At 63.7% G+C, this 19,583-nt stretch carries 17 protein-coding genes and 1 riboswitch; of the genes, 10 read left to right on the plus strand and 7 right to left on the minus strand.

Translation table 11 applies throughout. The features are described from left to right. Positions 1-7: 7 nt before the first annotated feature. From E6X30_RS03755 to E6X30_RS03770, 4 genes are read right to left on the minus strand one after another with little or no spacing between them, the layout of a single operon-like run. The gene (locus E6X30_RS03755) at positions 8-796 is read right to left on the minus strand and encodes an amino acid ABC transporter ATP-binding protein (protein ID WP_083288007.1); all 789 of its coding nucleotides are present in this window, start codon (positions 794-796) and stop codon (positions 8-10) included. Then, positions 783-1,469, minus strand: a complete 687-nt coding sequence (locus E6X30_RS03760) for an amino acid ABC transporter permease (protein ID WP_016664268.1) — start codon at positions 1,467-1,469, stop codon at positions 783-785. The genes E6X30_RS03755 and E6X30_RS03760 overlap by 14 nt, the downstream gene beginning before the upstream one ends. 21 nt (positions 1,470-1,490) lie before the next feature. Then, the gene (locus E6X30_RS03765; protein WP_070435307.1) at positions 1,491-2,294 is read right to left on the minus strand and encodes a transporter substrate-binding domain-containing protein; all 804 of its coding nucleotides are present in this window, start codon (positions 2,292-2,294) and stop codon (positions 1,491-1,493) included. A 35-nt stretch (positions 2,295-2,329) separates the two neighbouring features. Beyond that, a complete protein-coding gene (locus E6X30_RS03770; RefSeq protein WP_070435306.1) occupies positions 2,330-3,466 on the minus strand; it encodes a PLP-dependent aspartate aminotransferase family protein in 1,137 nt (378 codons plus the stop codon). Positions 3,467-3,746: 280 nt separating this feature from the next. Here E6X30_RS03770 and E6X30_RS03775 point away from each other — a divergent pair, with 280 nt between their 5' ends. Both E6X30_RS03775 and E6X30_RS03780 read left to right on the plus strand, forming a co-directional pair. Then, positions 3,747-4,472: an ABC transporter ATP-binding protein gene (locus E6X30_RS03775; RefSeq protein ID WP_061211270.1), complete on the plus strand. Its 726-nt coding sequence runs from the start codon at positions 3,747-3,749 to the stop codon at positions 4,470-4,472. Next, positions 4,469-7,024 carry an FtsX-like permease family protein gene (locus tag E6X30_RS03780; RefSeq protein ID WP_316335759.1) on the plus strand — a complete coding sequence of 852 codons (2,556 nt, stop codon included), beginning with the start codon at positions 4,469-4,471 and terminating at the stop codon, positions 7,022-7,024. The genes E6X30_RS03775 and E6X30_RS03780 overlap by 4 nt, the downstream gene beginning before the upstream one ends. Positions 7,025-7,192: 168 nt before the next feature. Here E6X30_RS03780 and E6X30_RS03785 read toward each other — a convergent pair whose 3' ends face one another. Beyond that, positions 7,193-8,272, minus strand: a complete 1,080-nt coding sequence (locus E6X30_RS03785; RefSeq protein ID WP_070460120.1) for an ADP-ribosylglycohydrolase family protein — start codon at positions 8,270-8,272, stop codon at positions 7,193-7,195. A 191-nt stretch (positions 8,273-8,463) separates the two neighbouring features. Here E6X30_RS03785 and E6X30_RS03790 point away from each other — a divergent pair, with 191 nt between their 5' ends. Continuing rightward, on the plus strand, positions 8,464-9,285 hold the full coding sequence (locus tag E6X30_RS03790) for a hypothetical protein (RefSeq protein WP_083286342.1): 822 nt from the start codon (positions 8,464-8,466) through the stop codon (positions 9,283-9,285). 69 nt (positions 9,286-9,354) lie between these two features. Here the strand turns inward: E6X30_RS03790 and E6X30_RS03795 are convergent, their stop codons facing one another. Then, the gene (locus tag E6X30_RS03795; protein ID WP_316335760.1) at positions 9,355-10,371 is read right to left on the minus strand and encodes a putative sulfate exporter family transporter; all 1,017 of its coding nucleotides are present in this window, start codon (positions 10,369-10,371) and stop codon (positions 9,355-9,357) included. Between the two features lie 140 nt (positions 10,372-10,511). On the opposite strand from E6X30_RS03795, the gene E6X30_RS03800 reads away from it, so the two are divergent. From E6X30_RS03800 to E6X30_RS03825, 6 genes are all read left to right on the plus strand, one after another. Next, positions 10,512-12,506, plus strand: a complete 1,995-nt coding sequence (locus E6X30_RS03800; RefSeq protein WP_316335761.1) for a M13-type metalloendopeptidase — start codon at positions 10,512-10,514, stop codon at positions 12,504-12,506. Positions 12,507-12,509: 3 nt separating this feature from the next. Continuing rightward, entirely contained in the window at positions 12,510-13,094 is a 585-nt protein-coding gene (locus E6X30_RS03805) for a hypothetical protein (RefSeq protein ID WP_316335762.1), read from the plus strand. Between the two features lie 46 nt (positions 13,095-13,140). Further along, positions 13,141-13,246: riboswitch (TPP riboswitch) on the plus strand. A gap of 53 nt (positions 13,247-13,299) precedes the next feature. Next, positions 13,300-13,944 (plus strand): ECF transporter S component, encoded by a 645-nt coding sequence (locus tag E6X30_RS03810; RefSeq protein WP_070459815.1) that lies wholly within the window; start codon positions 13,300-13,302, stop codon positions 13,942-13,944. Continuing rightward, positions 13,941-14,549 (plus strand): ECF transporter S component, encoded by a 609-nt coding sequence (locus E6X30_RS03815; RefSeq protein ID WP_016664257.1) that lies wholly within the window; start codon positions 13,941-13,943, stop codon positions 14,547-14,549. The genes E6X30_RS03810 and E6X30_RS03815 overlap by 4 nt, the downstream gene beginning before the upstream one ends. Further along, positions 14,546-16,711, plus strand: coding sequence for an ATP-binding cassette domain-containing protein (locus E6X30_RS03820; protein WP_083286343.1), 2,166 nt, complete (start codon positions 14,546-14,548; stop codon positions 16,709-16,711). Before E6X30_RS03815 ends, E6X30_RS03820 begins: the two co-directional genes overlap by 4 nt. After that, positions 16,708-17,109, plus strand: a complete 402-nt coding sequence (locus E6X30_RS03825) for an ankyrin repeat domain-containing protein (RefSeq protein WP_016664255.1) — start codon at positions 16,708-16,710, stop codon at positions 17,107-17,109. The genes E6X30_RS03820 and E6X30_RS03825 overlap by 4 nt, the downstream gene beginning before the upstream one ends. Here E6X30_RS03825 and E6X30_RS03830 read toward each other — a convergent pair. Then, a complete protein-coding gene (locus tag E6X30_RS03830; RefSeq protein WP_016664254.1) occupies positions 17,097-18,107 on the minus strand; it encodes an N-acetylglucosamine kinase in 1,011 nt (336 codons plus the stop codon). The genes E6X30_RS03825 and E6X30_RS03830 overlap by 13 nt on opposite strands. A 130-nt stretch (positions 18,108-18,237) precedes the next feature. Here E6X30_RS03830 and E6X30_RS03835 point away from each other — a divergent pair, with 130 nt between their 5' ends. Beyond that, positions 18,238-19,542: a sugar ABC transporter substrate-binding protein gene (locus E6X30_RS03835; RefSeq protein WP_016664253.1), complete on the plus strand. Its 1,305-nt coding sequence runs from the start codon at positions 18,238-18,240 to the stop codon at positions 19,540-19,542. Positions 19,543-19,583: the final 41 nt, after the last annotated feature.

Consider the following 19,583-nt stretch of genomic DNA (forward strand, 5'->3'; position numbering starts at 1 on the left):
CGAACTCCTAGACCGACCCCACGACGCTCACAAAACGCTTGAGACGCTCATCCTCAGAGTTGAAGAAGTGTTCGGGATCGCCGTCGAAGAGGATCTTTCCTTCCTCAAGAAACACGACGCGGTCGGCAACGCTTCGCGCAAACTGGAGCGAATGCGTCACAACGACGAGGGTGCGGTGCTCGCTCGCGAGAGACGAGAGCACCGCGATAACCTCGGCGGCAAGCTCCGGATCAAGCGCAGACGTCGGCTCGTCGAACAAGAGATAGTCGGTGCTCAAAGCAAGAGCGCGGGCAATTGCAACCCGCTGCTGCTGACCGCCAGATAGCCGCGCGGGATAGGCGTCGATCTTGTCTGCAAGCCCCACGCGCTCGAGGGCGCGAATACCCCTCTCACGCGCGTGGGCCTTCGACATCCCGCGCGACGTGATCGGCGCAAGCGTCACGTTCTGAAGAGCCGTGAGGTGCGGAAACAGGTTGAACTGCTGGAACACCATGGTCGAGTGACGCCTGATTTCGCGGACCTTCTGATCCGAAAGCTTGCCGCTCACGTCTATCGGGCCGCCTCCGAAATCAAGCGTGCCCTCATCCGGTTTTTCGAGAAGGTTGATGGAACGCAAAAGCGTGGATTTACCCGAGCCCGAGGGGCCGAGCAGAACGGTCGTGCGTCCCGGCTCGATGTCGAGGTCGATGTGATCGAGTGCGGTAAGCGCACCAAAACGCTTCGTGATCGAGCGCAGCCTCAGTGGGCTGCGCGCCTCACCCGCATTGAGGTCAGCAGAGGTCTCAGTCGCGCTCAACGTACACGCTCGCTTTCTTTTCTAGCCACGCCTGCACGAGACTCAGCACGGAAATAAGAACAAGGTAAATCGCCGCTACGAGGACGTAGAGGTAGAACGGCTCGAAGGTTGCGGCCGCTCGCTGCTGCGCCACCATGAACATGTCGAGCAGCGTAATCGTCGAGACGAGGCTCGTGCCCTTCACGAGGTCAATGAAGTCATTGCTGAGCGGTGGGAGCGCAATGCGGAACGCCTGCGGAGCAATCACCTTGAGGAACGTCGTGCGGCGATCGAGATCGAGCGTCGCCGCCGCCTCGTACTGGCCGCGCGGGATCGAGAGGATTGACGCGCGCACCGCCTCGGAAGCGTAGGCCCCACTGTTCAGGGCGAGGGTTCCGACGGCCGCAGTCCACGGGTCGAGCACGAGCGATGGGACGAGCTTCGGCAGTCCGTAAAACACGATGAAGAGCTGCACGAGCAGAGGCGTTCCGCGAAACACCCACACGTACAGCCACGCAATCGCCTTGAGCGGACGGAAGCGCGAAAGTCTCGCGCTGGCCGTGATGATGGCCAGCACGAGGGCGATCGCAAAAGCGATGAGCGAGAGAGGAATCGTGACCTTGAGGGTCGCGAGGAGCATGGGGCCAATCGCCCCTGCCCACACCTCTAGGGCCCGCGAAAAATCAACATTCACGAGGGAATCTCCGTGGGGTGCTTAGTTCTTGGGCGTGAGGTCAAGCCCGAGCCAGTCCTTACCGATCTTTGCGATCGTGCCATCGTCGAGGAGCTCGGTAATAGTCTTGTTGATCTTCTCGGTGAGAGGGCTGCCCTTCTTGAGCGCCCCGGCGATAAGAACCTCGGTTTCGAGCTTCTCGTCCAGGACCGTGATCGGCGCATCGGGATGTTCCTCAAGATAGGTGTTGAACGCAACGACCTCGTTCGCCGTGACGTCAGCTCGGCCGGTCGACACAAGTTCGACCGACTCGGCGAAGCCCGGGGACGCGACAATTTCGGCCCCCGCGTCGGTCATGACCTGCCCCCAGTTTGAGGTGGTCGTCTGCGCCGCGCGGCGCCCCTTGACATCGGCGAGAGACGTGATGTCCGAGCCCTCCGGGACGCCAAGGCGACCCTGGGTCTGTGCATAGGGGACGGTAAGGTCAAAAGCTTTCTTGCGCTCATCGGTCACAGCGACGTTGTTCATGACGAGGTCGTACTGCCCGGCATCGAGGCCAGCAAGCAGGCTGTCCCATTTTGCCTCGACGTATTGGGTCTTCTTGCCGATCTTCTCGGCGATCGCCTCGACGATGTCGATCTCGAAGCCCACAAGCTTCCCCGAGTCAGCGTGGAAGTTGTACGGCTTGTACACGCCCTCAACACCAACCTTGAGCACGCCCTCTGAGGAGCCCGAGCCACCGGCCTGCTTTCCATCATCGGACGAGCCGCATGCGGCAAGGGCCAGGGCGGCAGCAGAAATGCCGGAGGTCGCAAGGATTGAGCGGCGCGAAATGGAGAGAGACATAGTGAGCTCCTTTATGAGAGTGATGGGGAAGGTGACTACTTCTGCGCGGCGTCGAGCGCCTTGGCAAAGTCAGCCAGGAGGTCGTCGATATTCTCGATGCCCGCGCTGAAGCGCACGAGGCCATTGGTGATGCCAGCACGGTCGCGTGCGGCTTGCGTCATGCCGTCGTGGCTCATCGTCGCCGGGATCGACAGAAGCGATTCGACTCCTCCGAGGCTCACGGCGAACGAGGGGATTTCGAGCGCATGGAGGAATTTCTTGAGGTCGTAGCCTTGCGCGAGTTCGAATGAGAAGACGGCGCCGATACCTTTGGCTTGACGCTCGTGAACCTCCCGTTCAGCCTCGCTGAAGGACCCGGCTGAGAGCACCGTTTGGACTGCGGGGTGATCGCTCAAGAAGGCAACGAGCTTCTCAGCGTTTTCTTGCTGACGGGCGATGCGCAGCGGAAGAGTCTTGATGGCCTGGAGAAGCCGGAAAGAGGTCAATGGTTCGAGCACACCACCGAAGACCTTCTGGCTGAGGCGAATATTCTCGGCGAGCTCGTCATCATTCGTCGTGACAGCACCCGCAAGGAGGTCGCTGTGGCCGCCGAGGAACTTGGTCGCGGACTGAACGACGAGGTCCGCGCCGAAGTCGAGGGGCCGCTGGAGGACCGCGGTCATGAATGTGTTGTCGATGACGAGGAGAGCGCCGTGCGCGTGCGCGAGCTTCGCGAGGCGCTCGATATCGACGACGCGCAGCGTGGGGTTGCCGGGTGATTCGACGAAGATCATGCGCGTGTTCTTGCTCAGGTCTTCGCTCGTAATAGAACCGAGGTCGTCGAAGAACGTGCCCGTCAAGCCAGCGCGAGGGAAGATCTTTTCGACGTAGCGGAAGGTGCCGCCATACACGTTGGATGAAAAGAGCACTTCGTCACCCGGGCTCAAGAGGCTGAAAACCGAACTCACTGCGGCCATCCCGGTCGCAAAAGCGAATCCGTGCTTCGCTTCCTCAATGCTCGCAATGACCGACTCGAGGTCGGCTCGCGAAGGATTCGAGCCGCGCTGATAGGCGTAGTCCCCGCTCACCGAGTCGATATCGAGTTCGAAGGTCGAGGAGAGGTGGACGGGCGGCACAACCGCCCCAAACTCGCTCTTGCGCGGCGCGAGAATGGCCCGGGTATCAATATGCATGTCTCTCCACAGTCCTTTCAAAACGCAGGTTGTTGGACACACAAGCGCTAACAATAGCTTATGTACCCCATAAGCATGTCAATACTAGGGGTCTCGCTGGCGAAAACCAAAAAATCTGTGACGCACTATGACGCTCCGAAAGTCGCAATCCCCCTCAATCTCACGTATGAGATCCCCGCAGAACATCCGCGCCTCGAGACTGTTGCCTCAGCGCATATGCTCGCGAAGAATAAGAGATGTCTGACCGATCACATCATCCCGGACATCCAGAGGAGTACCCATGTCCACAACCGTTCCCCCCTCTCCCGTCGCCGTCAGCGCGCGCGGGGTCACCAAGACCTACGGAAGCGGCAGCAACCAGGTGACCGCTCTCAACGCAGTCGGGCTCGACATCCGTGCCGGAGAGTTCACCGCGATCATGGGAGCCTCGGGCTCCGGAAAATCGACTCTTCTCCACTCCCTCGCCGGTCTCGATTCAATCGACTCTGGGACGATCGTGGTTGAGGGCGTCGACATCACTCAGCTCTCGGACTCGCAACTCACAACCCTCCGCCGCGACCGAATCGGATTCGTCTTCCAATCGTTCAACCTGTTGCCCATGCTCACGGCAAAGGAGAACATTCTTCTCCCGCTTGAACTCGCCGGCCGCAAGGTGGATGAGCAATGGTTCGGGATGCTTGTGCAGCGCTTTGGTCTCGCCGAGCGCCTCGGGCACCGCCCCAGTCAGCTCTCGGGTGGCCAGATCCAGCGCGTCGCCCTGACTCGCGCACTCGTCACGCGCCCCGCTGTCATTTTTGCCGATGAGCCCACCGGCAACCTCGACTCGGCCTCGACCGAGGCCGTACTGAGCTTCTTGCGTGAGAGCGTCGACGTTCTCGGTCACACCGTCGTCATGGTGACGCACGAAGACGACGCTGCACACAGGGCAGATCGCATCCTTCGCATGCATGACGGCCGAATCGTCGCCGATGAGTACATCGGCCAGAAAGCGGTGCAGGCACAGTGAGTACCCTGAAACTTCAGCCGCGGCGCAGGCACCTCGCCGCCGCCATCACGATTGCGCTTACGAGCGCCTTCATCGCCATTGCTGTCCTCGCCGTCGGATTCGTGGGCGAAGCTGTCAAAGCCCAGGTCACGGGACCCGTTCAGGGGGCTAGCGCCCTCGTACAGCCAGCTTTTACAACAGAGGGCGATGCCGCTTCCGCCTCGCCCGAGTCCATCGGGAAGGTGGACGGTGCCGACGGCGCCTTTTATAAGACTGACAACACGTTCGCGATCGCACTCGACGAGGGGGAGACAGGCAAAGAGAACCCACTCGATTCCAAGGGGACGTTTGTCAAGGTAGACACGGTTCGCCCCGGCGTTGATGCCCACTACGTCGAAGGCAAAGCCCCCAGTGGAGACCACGAGGTTGCCGTCGACACGTCGTTCGCCAAAAAACGCAATCTGAAGGTTGGAAGCCAGATTGGGGTCCAGTCGCTCGACTCCGGCCAGACGCTTACCTTCACCGTCGCTGGCATTAGCAGGCCGCAGCTCGCGCAGGTCCTCAATCCCGGGGGAACCCTCACATTCGGCACCGCGGGCATCGACACCCTCACAGCTCTTGAAGGAGATGCCTCCGAAAAAGCCTCCGACTACTACACGATCGCCGTCGTCGCCAAGCCCGGCGTGAGCGAAGAAGAGCTGGTGAGTAACCTCAAGGCTGCCGGGTACGACGCCGCGACTGTCACGGAATTCCTGCAGGACGCGAATCTCATGGCGTTGACAGTCGTGACCATGCTCTCGGCACTTCTCGCAGGATTCGTCCTGATCGCTATTGCGACGAGCGCGCTCGTCGTGACGAACTCGTTCGCCGTGACGATGGCGCAGCGCAGGCGATCGTTCGCTCTCGCGCGTGCGCTCGGCGCGAAACGCCGCCAGGCGATGTGGGCGATCGTTCGCGACGCACTACTCGTCGGGATTATCGGCTCGATTCTCGGCATTGTTCTCGCGTACCTCGCCTGGTGGGCGCTCCTTCTCGTGGGCCGCTTCACCTATTCCGAGGCTTTGCCTGTCGTCCCGGGATTGAATATCTTCGCGATTCTCATCCCGATCCTCGCCTCTCTCATCCTCGCGGTCTGTGCATCGGTGTTCCCGGCTATCAGCGCGTCTCGCGTGAAGCCTCTCGAGGCACTGCGCCCCGCAGAGATCGCCTCCGGTAAGCACGCGTCGCTGATTCGCACGATCTTCGCTTCGGCGGTTGTTGCGCTCGGTGTTGTTGTCTCACTCGGCTCGTTCGTCGTCGAAATTGTCCTCAAAGACAGCGAGTTCATGATCCTGATTTCCATGCTGTGCGCGTTCTTCGGATGCCTCACGATTCTTGTCGGTGTGATCGGGCTGCTGCCGGCGCTCATCCCGCCGGTGGCGAAACTCGGCAACGCACTCGCCTCCGCCCTCGGTTTCACGAGCGCACGCTTCGCATTTTTGAACCTTGCGCGACATCCGAAACGCACGGGCATCACGATGTCGGCGCTCATCATTGGCACCACTCTCATGGCGACAATGGCCTCCGGTGCGGTGACCGCTCAAAACACATTCGAGCATGACATCACTGACCGCGTCCCTGTCGACACCATCATTGCCGCCACCGACCTTCCCGCTGGTTTCCTCGAGAAGGTTCAAAAGACCGAGGGTGTGGACACCGCTCGCCAGGTCCCCACGGCAGAACTGCCATTCGACGCGGGCGCGATGACCGTATACGCCCCCTCGGCGGAGGACCTGCAGGAGGTTGCGACGTCGGACTCGATCGAGGTTCCACCGCCCGGAGAGCTGCACATGGGCAAGGCTCGCGCGGAACGGTTCCATGTTCACGACGGCGAGACGGTCACTGTCAACGCGAATGATGGAAGTGCACGCGAAGTCACCGTCCGTGTCAAGGGGAAACTGTCAATTTCCCTGGTGGCCCCCGAAACCCTCGATGGGCTTGGGATCGATGTAGGCAAAGCGGTCTTTGTCAAGTTCGCGGTTCCCGATTCTCCGCAGAGGGCTCACACCACGTCGATCCAACTCACCGGTGCACTGAGTGAGCTTGCTAATCAGCTGCCTCCCGAGACCGTCACGGCACAGTCCTTCGATGGGGCTCAGCGAGAGATGATGGCAACGGTGATCCAGACGCTCCTCACGATCACCGTCGCGCTCCTTGCGGTTGCCGTCGTGGTCGCGATCGTCGGCGTCGCGAACACCCTCAGCCTGAGCGTGATCGAGCGTTCAAGCGAGTACGCCCTGATGCGTGCGCTGGGCACCTCGAAGGGCGCGATCCGCGCGATGCTCGTATGGGAAGGTATTTTCATTGCCTTCCTGGGCTCACTCGTTGGCGTGCTTCTAGGAACCGCTTTCGGAATGTTCGGCGTGCGCTCACTTCTTGCGGGTGAGTTCGACTTCTACCCGGCAATTCCGTGGCTGTATCTCCTCATGATTCTGCTCGCCGGGCTCGTCGCAGGCGTTCTCGCTTCAATCCTGCCCGGAATGCGGGCGAGCGCGACGGCACCGGCCCAGGCGCTCGCGCAGCGAGACGAGTAGGCATCAGCGTCACACCATAGGGCGGCCGCGCTCATGCGCGGGACGGGCGGGAAGCAGTGCGTGCACACTGCTTCCCGCCCGTCTTTTACATCAATGCGGAAACGCGCAGGGGCAAAACCACAACGGGGGCGCTCAGCACCTATCTACCCCCTCGAGGGAGGGAGCAACTCACGAGGCGCCAAATCGCTCAAGCACCGCCAGAGCGAGCTGCGCCAAGTCCTTCTCGGTAAACCCGGGCCAGCCGTTGAGCGCACGCCGCCACACGGGATCGATGGCCTTGTACCCCACGACGGCGCCCGCGAGCGCACCCGCGATTGCCGCGACCGTGTCGGTGTCGTTTCCACTGCGCACCGCCGCTTCGACGACGCGCGTGAAGTAGGCGCGGCGCTCGAACTTGTCCTCGGGAACATCCCCCGCGTGGCATAGGGCCGAAACCGCTCCTTGGAAGGCGTGAATGACCCACCCGTTTCGAGCGAAATATGCGGGCGGGGCACTGTGCGCCTCGGCGATGAGGCCCCTCCAATAGTCACGGCGTTCAGGCGTGAGGCGGCCAAGGCCAGCATCGATCGTGAGCTCGCCGGTGAGAATTGCGTGACGAATAGCGAAGCTCCACAGGACTGCCGCCTCGATCGTCTCGAGGTCGACGTGCGTAAGCGTGTTGACGAAAACAACGGCGCGCTCGAATTCGTCCTCGCTCGCGAGGAGGTACGGCAGAACAACTGAATAGGCGCGCATGAGCCCGCCGTTGCCAGCGGTGTGATGCTGCGCTTTGTGTATCGCACGGGCCGCCTCGTGCATGTCACGGCCAGAGGGCACGCTGTTGCCGTGTGATTGCGCGGTCTCGAGGGCGCCGAGCAGCACGTTCGAGGTGAGGATCCCGATGTCGGGGGTTTCTCGCGACCACTGGTACCAGCCGGCGGCGATCGCGTCGAGGGAACTTTCGCTCGTGAGCGAATCACCGTGGATCTCGTGGGCGGCCGCTCGCATGATGACGATCGCCATCGCCGTGTCGTCGGTCCACTCCCCCGGCTTCCAGCCGAGCTGCCCGCCACCGGTCATGGCCACGTCGTCGGAATCCGCAATGGGAGGCTCGAATTCGTAGGGCGCTCCGAGCGCGTCGCCCGTGGCAGCGCCGAGTACCGCGCCGAGTGCGCGTTCGCGCTGCTGCTTGCTGAGGCTGTGCGGATCGTGCGGCCGTTCAGGTTCCCGGGCCGCCGTAGCCTCGGTTGAAGGGGCGATGTTCGACAATTTCAATCCCCTTTCGTTGCCGTGAAAACTCGTGCGGCGTGCGCACGGGCGGTGTTGGCGCCGCCCTGCGCACACCGGTCACGCCAGTTTAAGCCGCGTTTCTCGCATTTTCCTGTACCCAATGGGCAAATGCGCATCGGCTCACTACGCTTGGAAGGCGCATCCGGTACCCGGCTGACCAAGGAGATTGTGTGAGTACAGCGCCTGAGCCCGCCCACGACGTGGATCCCGGCACTGATCGTTGCTCGTGCGGCAGCGACCACGACCACGGCCCCACGGGCAACGACATCGTTCACGCGCTCGGGCGTGGTTTCGCCATACTTTCGCTGCTCACCCCGCTTCTCGCTCTCGTGCTCGCTGCAGCGAGTCTCGCGGCGACACCGACCTCAGCGGGCGTGGTGTTCCTCGGCATCGGCCTTGGCCTCGTTCACCTCGCTCTCATGCTTGTGGCGGGCGTGGTGGGAACTAAGAAGGGCGCGGCGATGACCCGCTCGCCATGGTTCCTCGTGGGCCGTGTGGCGATTGAGGAACTCGTGAGACTGCTCGTCTGCCTGATTGCCCTCGTGACCCTGAGTTGGCAGTGGACTGGTGCGCTCGGCCTGTGGATCGGGGTGGGAGCGATGCTCGTGTGGGCGGCCCTCGCGACCGTACAACTTGCCGCCTCTCGCCGGCGGATCACGCAACCCTCAGACTGGTCGAAGGAGACTGTCCTCAGCGTTCTCGACGGCGGCATTTCGGTGCGGCGCGCGATGTGCGTACGCTTCCTCGACATCGCAGGGTTATTCCTGTTCCAGCTTGGCGCCTGCACGCTCGTGACAGCGGCCCCCATCATGACGGTCGCGACGATCGTTCTCTCGATCGCCTCGGGCCTTTCAACGCTTATCGTGCAGAGCCTGAGCCCGCAGCGCCGCAAGACCTCTCCGTGGGCGTTCGCCCCGTTCGCTATCGGCATCGTGACGGCCGCGCTCGCGGTCATTTTCGTGCTCGCGCCAGGAATAGCCGCGCTCTCCTAAATTGCTCTGTCTCATCCTCGCCGACTCGGGTGGAGAAAACCGGGTGCGGAGGGGCGGTTCCGACGCTTGCTACGCGCCCATCGCTCCCGAGAACGCAACCATGGCGAGCGCCAGCAGGGCAATCCAGACGGTGCTCATGGCACCGAGGAGAACGGGCTTCCCGCCGACGCTGATCAACCTCTTGATTTTCACCCCGAGCCCAAGCGCGAACATCGCCGCCGCGAGGAGCCCGGTCTGCAAGAGCTTGACTCCCGCGAGCGCCTGCGGGGGCATGATGTGGAGCGAGCCGAGACCAACCATCACGAGGAAGCCCACGACGAAAAGTGGCACGACCGGTGGACGTTTTGTGCCCTCGCGCAGCGTGCCGCGCGAGCGTGCTGCGAGGGAGAGCGCGACCGCGACGGGGGCGAGGAGCACCACGCGCGTGAGCTTGACGATCACCGCGACCGAGAGGGCCGAGGCCCCGTAGGCTCCTGCGGCGGCGACGACCTGGGCGACCTCGTGAGTGCTCGCCCCGATCCACGTGCCGCCCGCGCTCTCTCCCATGCCCATCGCGTGCGCGGCAAGCGGCGCGAGCGGGATCATAAGGGTGCCGAATAGCACGACGAGCGCGATCGCGGTGGCGATTTCCTCTTCGTCAGCGTCAGCGATATCTTCAACGCCGGCAACGGCGGCCGCACCGCAGATCGAGAAGCCGCACGCAATCAGGATCGACAGTGGGCGGCTGATGCCCAGGGCGCGCGCCATGGCGAGAGTGCCGAGGATCGAGAGGGTGACGACGAGGATGACGCCCACGATCACACGCCAGCCGAGCGAAAGGATGTCCCCTACCGCGAGCTGCAAGCCGAGCAGCACGATCCCGACACGCAAGAGCTTCTTCGACGCGAACGTGATACCCGCGCTCCACGACTCCGGAATTGTCCAGATGTTCGTGAGGAGCGCACCGAGCACGATCGCGATGAGAAGCGGGCTCACTGCCGGCAGGGCACGATTCACAACGAGTGCAAGGACTGAAACGAGCCCGCACGGCACGAGTCCGGGCACGAGAGATAGTGAAGAGACGCGGGAAGAAGATGAAGCTGGCACGGCCTCATTCTAGGAATCCAGGCACGCTCGCTCAGATTTTCGGGACCGTAACGTGACACATCCACCCTTCCCAAACCGCGGATCGCTAGGGTGGAGGCAACCGTCGGACATTCCGATTTTCCCTATCCCGGAGGAGACACATGACCTCGCCCGCATCCCAGACCGGCCTCGATCTCACCCAGATTGATGAGTCCGTTCGTCCGCAGGACGACCTCTTCGGCTTCATCAATGGCGCGTGGCTCGCCTCGGCTGAGATCCCAGCCGATAAGCCGAGCTACTCGGAATTCATGCGCCTGCACGATCTGTCTGAGGAGCGCGTACGCGGCATCATCGAAAAGGCCGCGGCCTCGAACGCCCCGGCCGACTCGAATGAGGGAAAGATCGGCGCGCTCTATGAACTTTTCATGGACGAGGCTCGCTTGAACGAGGTGGGCACGCGCGACCTCGAGCCGCAGCTCGAGCGGATCCTCAGCCTCGCCGACCGTTCAGCGCTCACGAGCTTCACTGGCGAAGCAACGGCCCCCACCGGCATCATCGCTCTGTACGTGTGGACAGACGCCAACGACCCGGAGCGCTACCAGGCACAGATCACCCAAGCGGGCCTCGGCCTTCCCGACGAATCGTTCTACCGCGACGAGCAGTACCGGGCGATCCGCGAGGCCTACGTTGATTACCTCGCGACTCTTGCCGACCTTGCGAAGCTCCCGGGGCGTGCCGGGCTGCCCGAAGGCGATGCGCGTGCCCTCGCCGAGGCGGTCATGGATCTCGAGACCCGCATCGCGAAAGCGCACGTCGATGTTGTGCGCAGGCGCGACAGCGAGAAATCGAACAACCCGATGAGCGTCGCCGAGCGCGCCGATGCTTTCCCGAGCTTCGACTGGAGCGCCTACTTCGAGGGCGCCGGCGCGAAGGCCGAGTGGGTCGAAACCATCAACATCAACGAGCCTGAGTACACGGCGGCCATTTCGAAGCTGTGGTCGAGCGAAAGCCTCGAGAACCTCCGCGCGTGGCTCGCCCTCCACGCGATCGACGCCGCTGCGCCCTACCTGAGTGACGAGTTCGTCGATGCCCACTTTGCCTTCCACGGCGCCACACTTTCGGGCACCGCCGAGATCCGCGACCGCTGGAAGCGCGGCGTGAGCCTCGTCGAGGCTGCCCTCGGCGAGGCCGTCGGCGAGACATACGTGGCGCGCTATTTCCCGCCCGAGGCCAAGGAGCGCATGGAGCACCTCGTGGAGGCCCTCATCACCGCCTACCGCGAGTCGATCTCCTCGCTTGAGTGGATGACCCCGGCGACCCGCGAAAAGGCCCTCGCGAAACTCGAGAAGTTCACGCCGAAGATTGGCCACCCCGAGACCTGGCGGGATTACTCGAGCCTCACCATTGATCCCGATTCACTCCTTACCACCGTCGGAAACATCGCGACGTTTACCCATGACTACGAGATCGCAAAGCTTGGGCGGAGCGTGGATCGCGGCGAGTGGCACATGACCCCGCAGACGGTCAATGCCTACTACAACCCTGGCGCGAACGAAATCGTGTTCCCCGCGGCGATCCTTCAGCCGCCGTATTTTGGGATCGATGCGGATGATGCCGTGAACTTCGGTGGGATCGGCGCGGTGATCGGCCACGAAATCGGCCACGGCTTCGACGATCAGGGCTCCAAGTACGACGGTGACGGCGCACTCAAGAGCTGGTGGACCGAGGCGGACCGCGAAGAGTTTGAGAAGCGCACGCGCTCGCTCATCGCCGACTACGACGCGATGAGCCCGCGCGACCTCTCAGATGAGCATCACGTGAACGGCGCCTTCACGATCGGCGAGAACATCGGCGACCTCGGCGGTCTCACGATCGCGCTCAAGGCCTACCTCAATGAGGTTGGCGAAGCGGCACACGAGGTGGGGTCCGACGGTTACACGGGCATCCAGCGCCTCTTCCTTTCGTGGGGTGCGGTATGGCGCGGCAAGAACCGCGAGGCCGACGCCATTCGTCGCCTCGCAATCGACCCGCACTCGCCCATGGAGTTCCGCGCGAACGGGGTCGTGCGCCATGTTGACGCGTTCCACGACGCCTTCGGCGTGAAGGAGGGCGACGGCTTGTTCCTCGCTCCCGAGCGCCGCGTGAGCATCTGGTAGACGATGGCACACAAGCACGAGTACCTCACTCCGTATAAGGGCAGGGTGAGGCCGGGGCGGGTCGCGTGGACCCGCGTCATCCTCACCCTCGTGATCGGCGCGGCAATCTGCCTGTTCGTGTTGCTGACCTTTGGCGACCCCGGACTCGGCACCGCTATCCTCCTCGCGATCGGTTTCGCGGGGTATGCACTATGGGCGTGGATGCGCACGACGATCGGGTTTGTCGTAGACGAGCGCGGCCTCACACCGAAGCTCGGTGGTTTCCTCGCGCGGCCCACGTGGCCGCTCGAGATTTTCCGCACGGTGCAGATCCGCGTCGTTGCACCGGAACGGGTCGGCTCACTCGTGGGCAACATCGGGCTCGGGCGCGCCGAAGTCGCGGTTTCCCGCATGGATGAGGTGCGCCCGGTGGCGCCGCTCAAACCTCGCACGCTTGTGGGGCCGCAGGCCGACACGCGGTTTGCGGTCACCCGCGGCGGTGAGCTCGTGGAGATCATCGGCCGAGACGGAGGGGCATACCTGCTCAGCCCCGAGCACCCGTGCGAGGTCGCCGAGGCGATCGCGAAGGCCATCACATTTGCGCGCTGAGCGCTCGCGGCACTGCCCTCACCTGCCTGTACACTTGTGGGCGTCATCCAACAGACAGGGGAGCACCGACCGGTGCTGAGAGTGCGCAAAGGGCGCTGACCCTCGAACCTGATCCGGTTAGCACCGGCGTAGGGAGTCGGGATTTCTCGCATGCCGCGGCCACGCCGCTTCACGAGCATGCCCCTTCCGAGTGGAAGGAGTGGTGATGACTGATCAACGCACAGCGCGAGCGGGCTTTTCCGAGCGCATTAAGTACCGCACGATTGATCTCGTCGTGATCGTCATGGTCGGCGTAGCCTTCGGCGTCGCCTTTGCCGGCTACGCGCACCTGTACAACCTTGTGGCCCCTCTCACCGCGGTTTTCCCCCCGCTCGAGGGCCTCCTCACTGGCTTCTGGTGCCTTCCTGCTCTCGTCGCGATGTTGATCGTTCGCCGCCCAGGCGCTGCCTTCGGCGCGGAAATTATCGCGGCGTGCCTCGAGGCTCTCCTTGGCAGCCATTTCGGTGTCGGCGCGCTTATCTCCGGCCTCATCCAGGGCGCGGGTTTCGAGATCGCGTTCGCGCTCTCGGGGTGGGCGAGTACGAGCGCAGCGGTCGTGATTGGCGGCTCGCTTCTGTCGACCCTCTTCGAATGGCTTTACGAGATCACCGCGTACTACCCCTCGTGGTCTGCGGGCTACAAAGTCATGCTTCTCGTATTCTTCTGGATCAGCGCCCTCACGCTTCTCGCGGCTCTCGGGCGCGCTATCGTCACGGCACTCGCGAAGGCCGGTGCACTCAATCAGTTTCCGGTGGGCAGGGACTTTGCCGTCTCTCAAGCCCCGCGTGGCGGTTCTAGAATCGACGCATGATGACGACAGCTGCTCCTGATAACCATTCTGCTTTTCGCTACCGCACCATTGATCTTCTCGTTGTTGTATCAATGGGCCTGATCGCGGGCGTCGCGTTCTTCGCCTACGCCGCCGGGCTCGGCGCGCTCAAGCCCGTCTTCTCGCTCTTCCCGCCCAGTGAAGGCATCGCCGCGGGTCCGTGGGCTCTGCCGGCGGCGCTCTCGATGCTCATCGTCCGTAAACCCGGCTCGGCACTTGGCACGATGTGGATTGGCGCGATCATCGAGGCACTTCTCGGCTCGCACTTCGGGTGGACGGTGCTGATCTCGGGCGCGATCGTTGCGATCGGCTTCGAGGTCATGGGTGCCGCCACGAAATACGCGAAGCCGTCGTTTAAGTGGGTTCTCGCAGGCGCCTGGATCTCGATGGTTTTGCAGTGGATTTGGGAGCAGTTCGTGTTCTTCCCGAGTTGGGCCATGCCGTTCCGATTCGCCCACCTCGCACTGTTCATCATTTCTGGCGTCATTCTGCTTGCGTTGCCGGCGCCGGCAATCGTGCGCGCGCTTGCGAAGACCGGGGCTCTCGGGAATTTCGCACCCGGGCGTGAGGAGGCCGCACAGCGGTGAGTGAGAGCCCGACGCTTGCCTCCACCCGCCGTGCCGTGGGTGTGGGGATCGATGACTTCACCTATACACCACCGGGGCGTAGGGCCCCGGTTCTCTCTGGCCTTTCCCTCCAGATTGCTGCGGGTGAACGCGTTCTTCTCACGGGTGCGAGCGGCTCGGGAAAATCGACGATTCTCAAGGCCCTGAGCGGCCTCATCCCCGAGGACCCACCGGAAGGGGTCGACCCCTCGGCACCACTTCCCGAAGCATCTCCCGTGCCGGGCGTCGCCCTCATGGTGCAAAATCCCGTCCACTCGTTCGTGGGCGCGACGACAGGAATCGATACCGCTTTCGGCCCGGAAAATGCGAGCGTTGATCCTGCACGCATGCCCGCAATGGTGCGCGATGCACACGCCGCGGCCGCGTTTTCCTCTCCGCTCGATGCCAACCCCTACCACCTTTCTGGTGGGCAGCAGCAGCGCCTCTCCCTCGCGGGCCTGATCGCCACGGGTGCCGGGGCAATCGCTCTCGACGAGCCGCTTGCAATGCTCGACGCCAAGACGGCACTCGCGGTACGCGACGCCATTTGCGAAGCAACCGAGGGCCTCACCCTCGTCGTTGCGGATCACCAAGTGGAGCTCTGGCGCGCCCACGTCGACCGCGTCATCCGCATAGGTGCGGGCGGTCAGATACTTGAGGACGCTCCCGCGGGGGCATGGCGCGCGGACGGCTCTCGTGGCGAAAGTGCGCTCGGCAGCGAACAAAAATCGCTGCGAGGAGGCAGCGAGAGGGTCGCTCTCATTGACCTCGAGGTTCCCGCGACGCTCGAAGGCCGCACTCTGTTTGCCGGCCCCGTTCACGTCGAGCTTTACAACGGAGAGCTCGCCGCGCTCACGGGTCCAAGTGGCATCGGCAAGTCCACCTTGATCCGCTACCTTCTCGAGGAGACCCGCGAGCGTACGGGTAGGGGTAAGCGCGCAGCGAAGAAAGCGCCGTTTCGAGCCGCATGGCTCCCGCAAAACCCCGAGCAGAGCTTCGTCGCCCGCACCGTCCTCGACGAGGTGAAAGCTGGCGCCGAGGATCCGAACGACGATGAGGCCGCACGGGCGTGGCTCGAGGCGACAGGCCTCGCTCACCTCGAATCCGCCGGCCCCTTCACGCTTTCAGGGGGTGAGCAGCGTCGCCTCGCCTTCGCGACGGCACTCGCCTCGGGCCGCGACATTCTCGTGCTCGACGAGCCGACTGTGGGCCTCGACGACGCGGCGTTTGGTGCGGTGGCTGAGCTCATTGCTCGCGCACTCGTCAGCGGCCGCGCGGTCCTTGCGGCCACGCATGACGAGCGGCTCGTGCGCGCGTGCGACCGAGTCATTGCCCTCGAGGCAGCGCCGGGGCGTGACGATCTCCGAGAGAGTATCGCGTGCAAGCAACCGTCGGACCCGTCCCCCGCTCCCCCGATCCCGCGCGTTCCCCACCCGCCGCGCGCCGTCGCTGCCGATAAGCTCAATCCACTCACGATCCTCGCGATCGCCGCTTTAGCCTTCGCGGGATCGTTCGGAATGCACACGCTCGCGCCGACGCTCACGGGCACCATTCTCACGCTCACGCTCATCCCTCTCGCCTGGCGCACTCCAGCCCGGCTCATGACGCGCCTTGCACCAATCGTGCTCGCGGCGCTCACCATCGCGTGGTCGGCCGGAATTCTTTCCGGCAGGCCACTCGGCGAACTGTCGACATGGCAGAGCGCCGGCGTCGAGGGCCTGAGAATCTTCGCCATGGTCGGCCCCGGCGCGATCCTTCTTGAAGGTCTGGACCCGACCCGCTTCGGTCAGGCTCTCGCCCAAAAGTGTCATGTTCCCGCGCGTTTCGCGGCAGCAATGAGTGCGGGCCTCGCGCGGCTCGGACACGTGTTTTCGCAGTGGGGCGACATCGTCTTTACGCGCCGCATCCGCGGCATCCAGCAGCGCAACTCCTTCGCACTCTACGCCGGTGCAACGTTTGCGCTTCTCGTCTCGACGCTGCGCGGCGCGGAGATCCAAGCGCTCGCGATGGACGCGCGCGGTTTCGCGACGGCGCAACGGCGCACGTGGGTCCATAGTGCGCAGTTCACGTGGCACGATGCGTGGGGCGTGGGACTCGGGATCGTCCTGCTGGCCGCGCCCATCATCGCTACGCTTGTGGCATGAGTGAAAACACCGCGCCCCAGCCCGGCACCGACGCCGACGCCGATGAGGCCGCCGCACTCGCGCGCGCCCTCATGGACGCTGCACGCGAGGGGAACCTCGAGATTCTCCGCCCCGCTATCGAGGCGGGAATTCCCCTCAACATGCAAGATGCAGACGGCAACACCATGCTCATGCTTGCCGCCTACCACGGCCACGCGGCACTCGTGAAGCTGCTTGCAGAGCACGGCGCGGACGTCGACCTTCTCAACGACCGTGGGCAAAGTCCGCTCGCGGGCGCCGTATTCAAAGGCTTCGACTACGTGGTCGAGGTGCTCGTTGAGGCCGGCGCTGACCCGGATGCGGGAGTGCCCAGCGCGCGCGAGAGCGCTCGGTTCTTTTCCCGCACCTACGACTTCTGAAGGCGAGTTTCCGCGCGCGCTAGCGCAAGCGCGCCTTCGAGCGGCGAGGCAGCCTCACGCACGTCGAACCCCTCGCGTTCGAGCGCATAGCGCATGAGATCCCCAATCGGGCCGCGAGCGGTGAGGACACTACCGGCGAGAACGACACTCACGGGTGAATTGCCGCGAAGAGGATCCGCGAGCACAAGGGCCCCCTCGAGGAGGCTGTCCACGGCTTGCGCGACGATCTCGCGCGCGACCTCGTCGCTTTCGCCCTCGCCGAAGTGACCGAGCTCGGTCACGATCGGGGCGAAACGCCCGTACTCGGCCGGGGTCAGGTCGTAGGCTTCACGGATGAGCGCTTGGCGCGGGTCGAGCTGGGCCGCGGTGTCACGTGGGTTGAAGCCCAGCGCCGCGCATACACGGTCGGTGAGGGCTGTCGAGCTCCCGCGCGCGTCGAGGTCCGCCGCCACTGCCTCGAGAGCGCGCTTTCCGAGCCACACGGCTGAGCCGACGTCTCCTAGCAGCCATCCCATGCCATCGCGGCGCACCGACTCCACGCCCCGCACATAGCTCACGCTTGCCGCGCCGGTACCTGCGAGAACGAGAACGCCGGTGGGTCGTGACGCGGATGCCGGGAAGGCACTCGCGAATGCCGTGCAGAGGTCATCGACGACACGAACGTTGGCGGGATCGACCTGGATGTGGTGAGAGGCCGATTGCGAGACAACGGCCTCACGCACGAGCGCCTCGATGCGCTCGTGGCGGGCGGGCCCCGCTCCAGATATGCCGAAGACGGCCTTTTCCAGGGTGCTGCCGGTGTCGAGTGGGGCGAAGGCGCGCGCAAGTGTCTGCTCGAAGTGCTCGAGCGCGTCGGGCCCGGAGGATCTCACGTTAAACCCCGCGCCCTCGACGCGGACCGGCGTGAAACTCTCGCCACTTCGCCCATCGGCTCCCTCGATTGCGAGGCGCGTATGGGTCGCTCCGACGTCGGCCCCCAGAATCACGGAAATCGGCATGTCAGCAGTCCTTTCGGTCTCGCCCAGTATGTCATCCACCCCACAAGTTGTGGTAAGTTTCATCTTGAGGCATACGGATGAAATATTTTTTCACGACGGTGCCCGTCCCCCATAGCTCAAAGGAGACACTATGATCACCCGCAGGAACCTCATCGCCACCGGAGCACTCGGCGCGGCCACCGTGGGCCTCGCCGCGTGCGGCAATTCGGGCGGTTCCTCCTCCAACCCCACCGATAAGGCCGCCAATGACGGCAAGACCATCACCCTGTGGATCATGGAGGGAACGAACGCCAAGACTGACGAATACGTCAAGGCCCTCCAGGAGGAGTTCACCAAGCACACGGGCGCGACCCTCAAGGTCGAGGTCCAGCCGTGGGATGGCGCGCACGACAAGTTCGTGACCGCCATGGCGGGTGGCACCGGCCCCGACGTTGCCGAGATCGGCACAACCTGGACTCCCGAGTTCGCGGATGCAGGGGGCCTCGACGACCTCACGGAAGACGTCAAGAAGGCCGGAATTGACTCGGACCTCATCGATGCACTCAAGGAAGCGGGCACGCTTGACGGCAAGCTGTACGGCATGCCGTGGTACGCGGGCATCCGCTCGATCCTCGCGAACAAGGAGATCCTCGAAGCTGCGGGGGTCAACTCCCAGCCCCAGTCGTGGGATGACCTCCTCGCCATGATCGAAACCCTCAAGGCGAAGAATCCCGACGTCATCCCGTTCCCGGTCAACGGCGGATCCCCTTTCGCTCTCCTCCCCTTCATCTGGGGAGCAGGCGGCGACATTGCCGAAGGCTCCGGCAAAGACTGGAAGGCCACCATCAACGAAGCGCCCGCAGTCGAGGGCCTCACGTGGTACACCGACCTCGCCCTCAAGCATGGCTCGTCGACCGAGGCGGCCTCGACCTGGAAGGAGACCGACTCCCTCAAGCAGTTCCAGGAGGGCAAGGTCGCCATGTTCATCACCGGTTCGTGGGTGCCCGCAACCGTGAAGGCAAGCGACGAAGAGCTGTTCAATAAGCTCACGGCTTTCACCATCCCCGCCAAGGACTCGGCGATTGCCGGCAGCTTCGTGGGCGGTTCCCACCTGTGCCGGTTCCTGGACTCCGAGGAGCCGGAGCTCGCCTTCGAACTCATCAAGCTCATGACAACCGGCGAATTCGCGACCCGGTGGAGCGAAGAGACGAACTTCTTCCCCGGCACGAAGTCAGCGCTCGACGAGACGATCAAGAACGGCACCGACCTCACAAAGGTTTTTGCTTCGCAAATGACCGAGGCCGGCAAGTCCGTACCCGTTACTCCGATGTGGGGCCAGATCGAGGGCAAGAAGACCCTCCCGAACCTCCTGAGCAACGTCCTCGCTGGTGGCCAGGCTCCGCAGGCTGCTGCTGATGCTGCCGCTAAGGAAATGGACGGAATCTTCGGCGCCTAAGCCGTATTTTTGTTCACCGACCATCGCTCGGGACCCACTCG

Source organism: Dermabacter sp. (assembly GCF_032550575.1).
GTDB classification, from domain to species: Bacteria; Actinomycetota; Actinomycetes; order Actinomycetales; family Dermabacteraceae; genus Dermabacter; species Dermabacter hominis.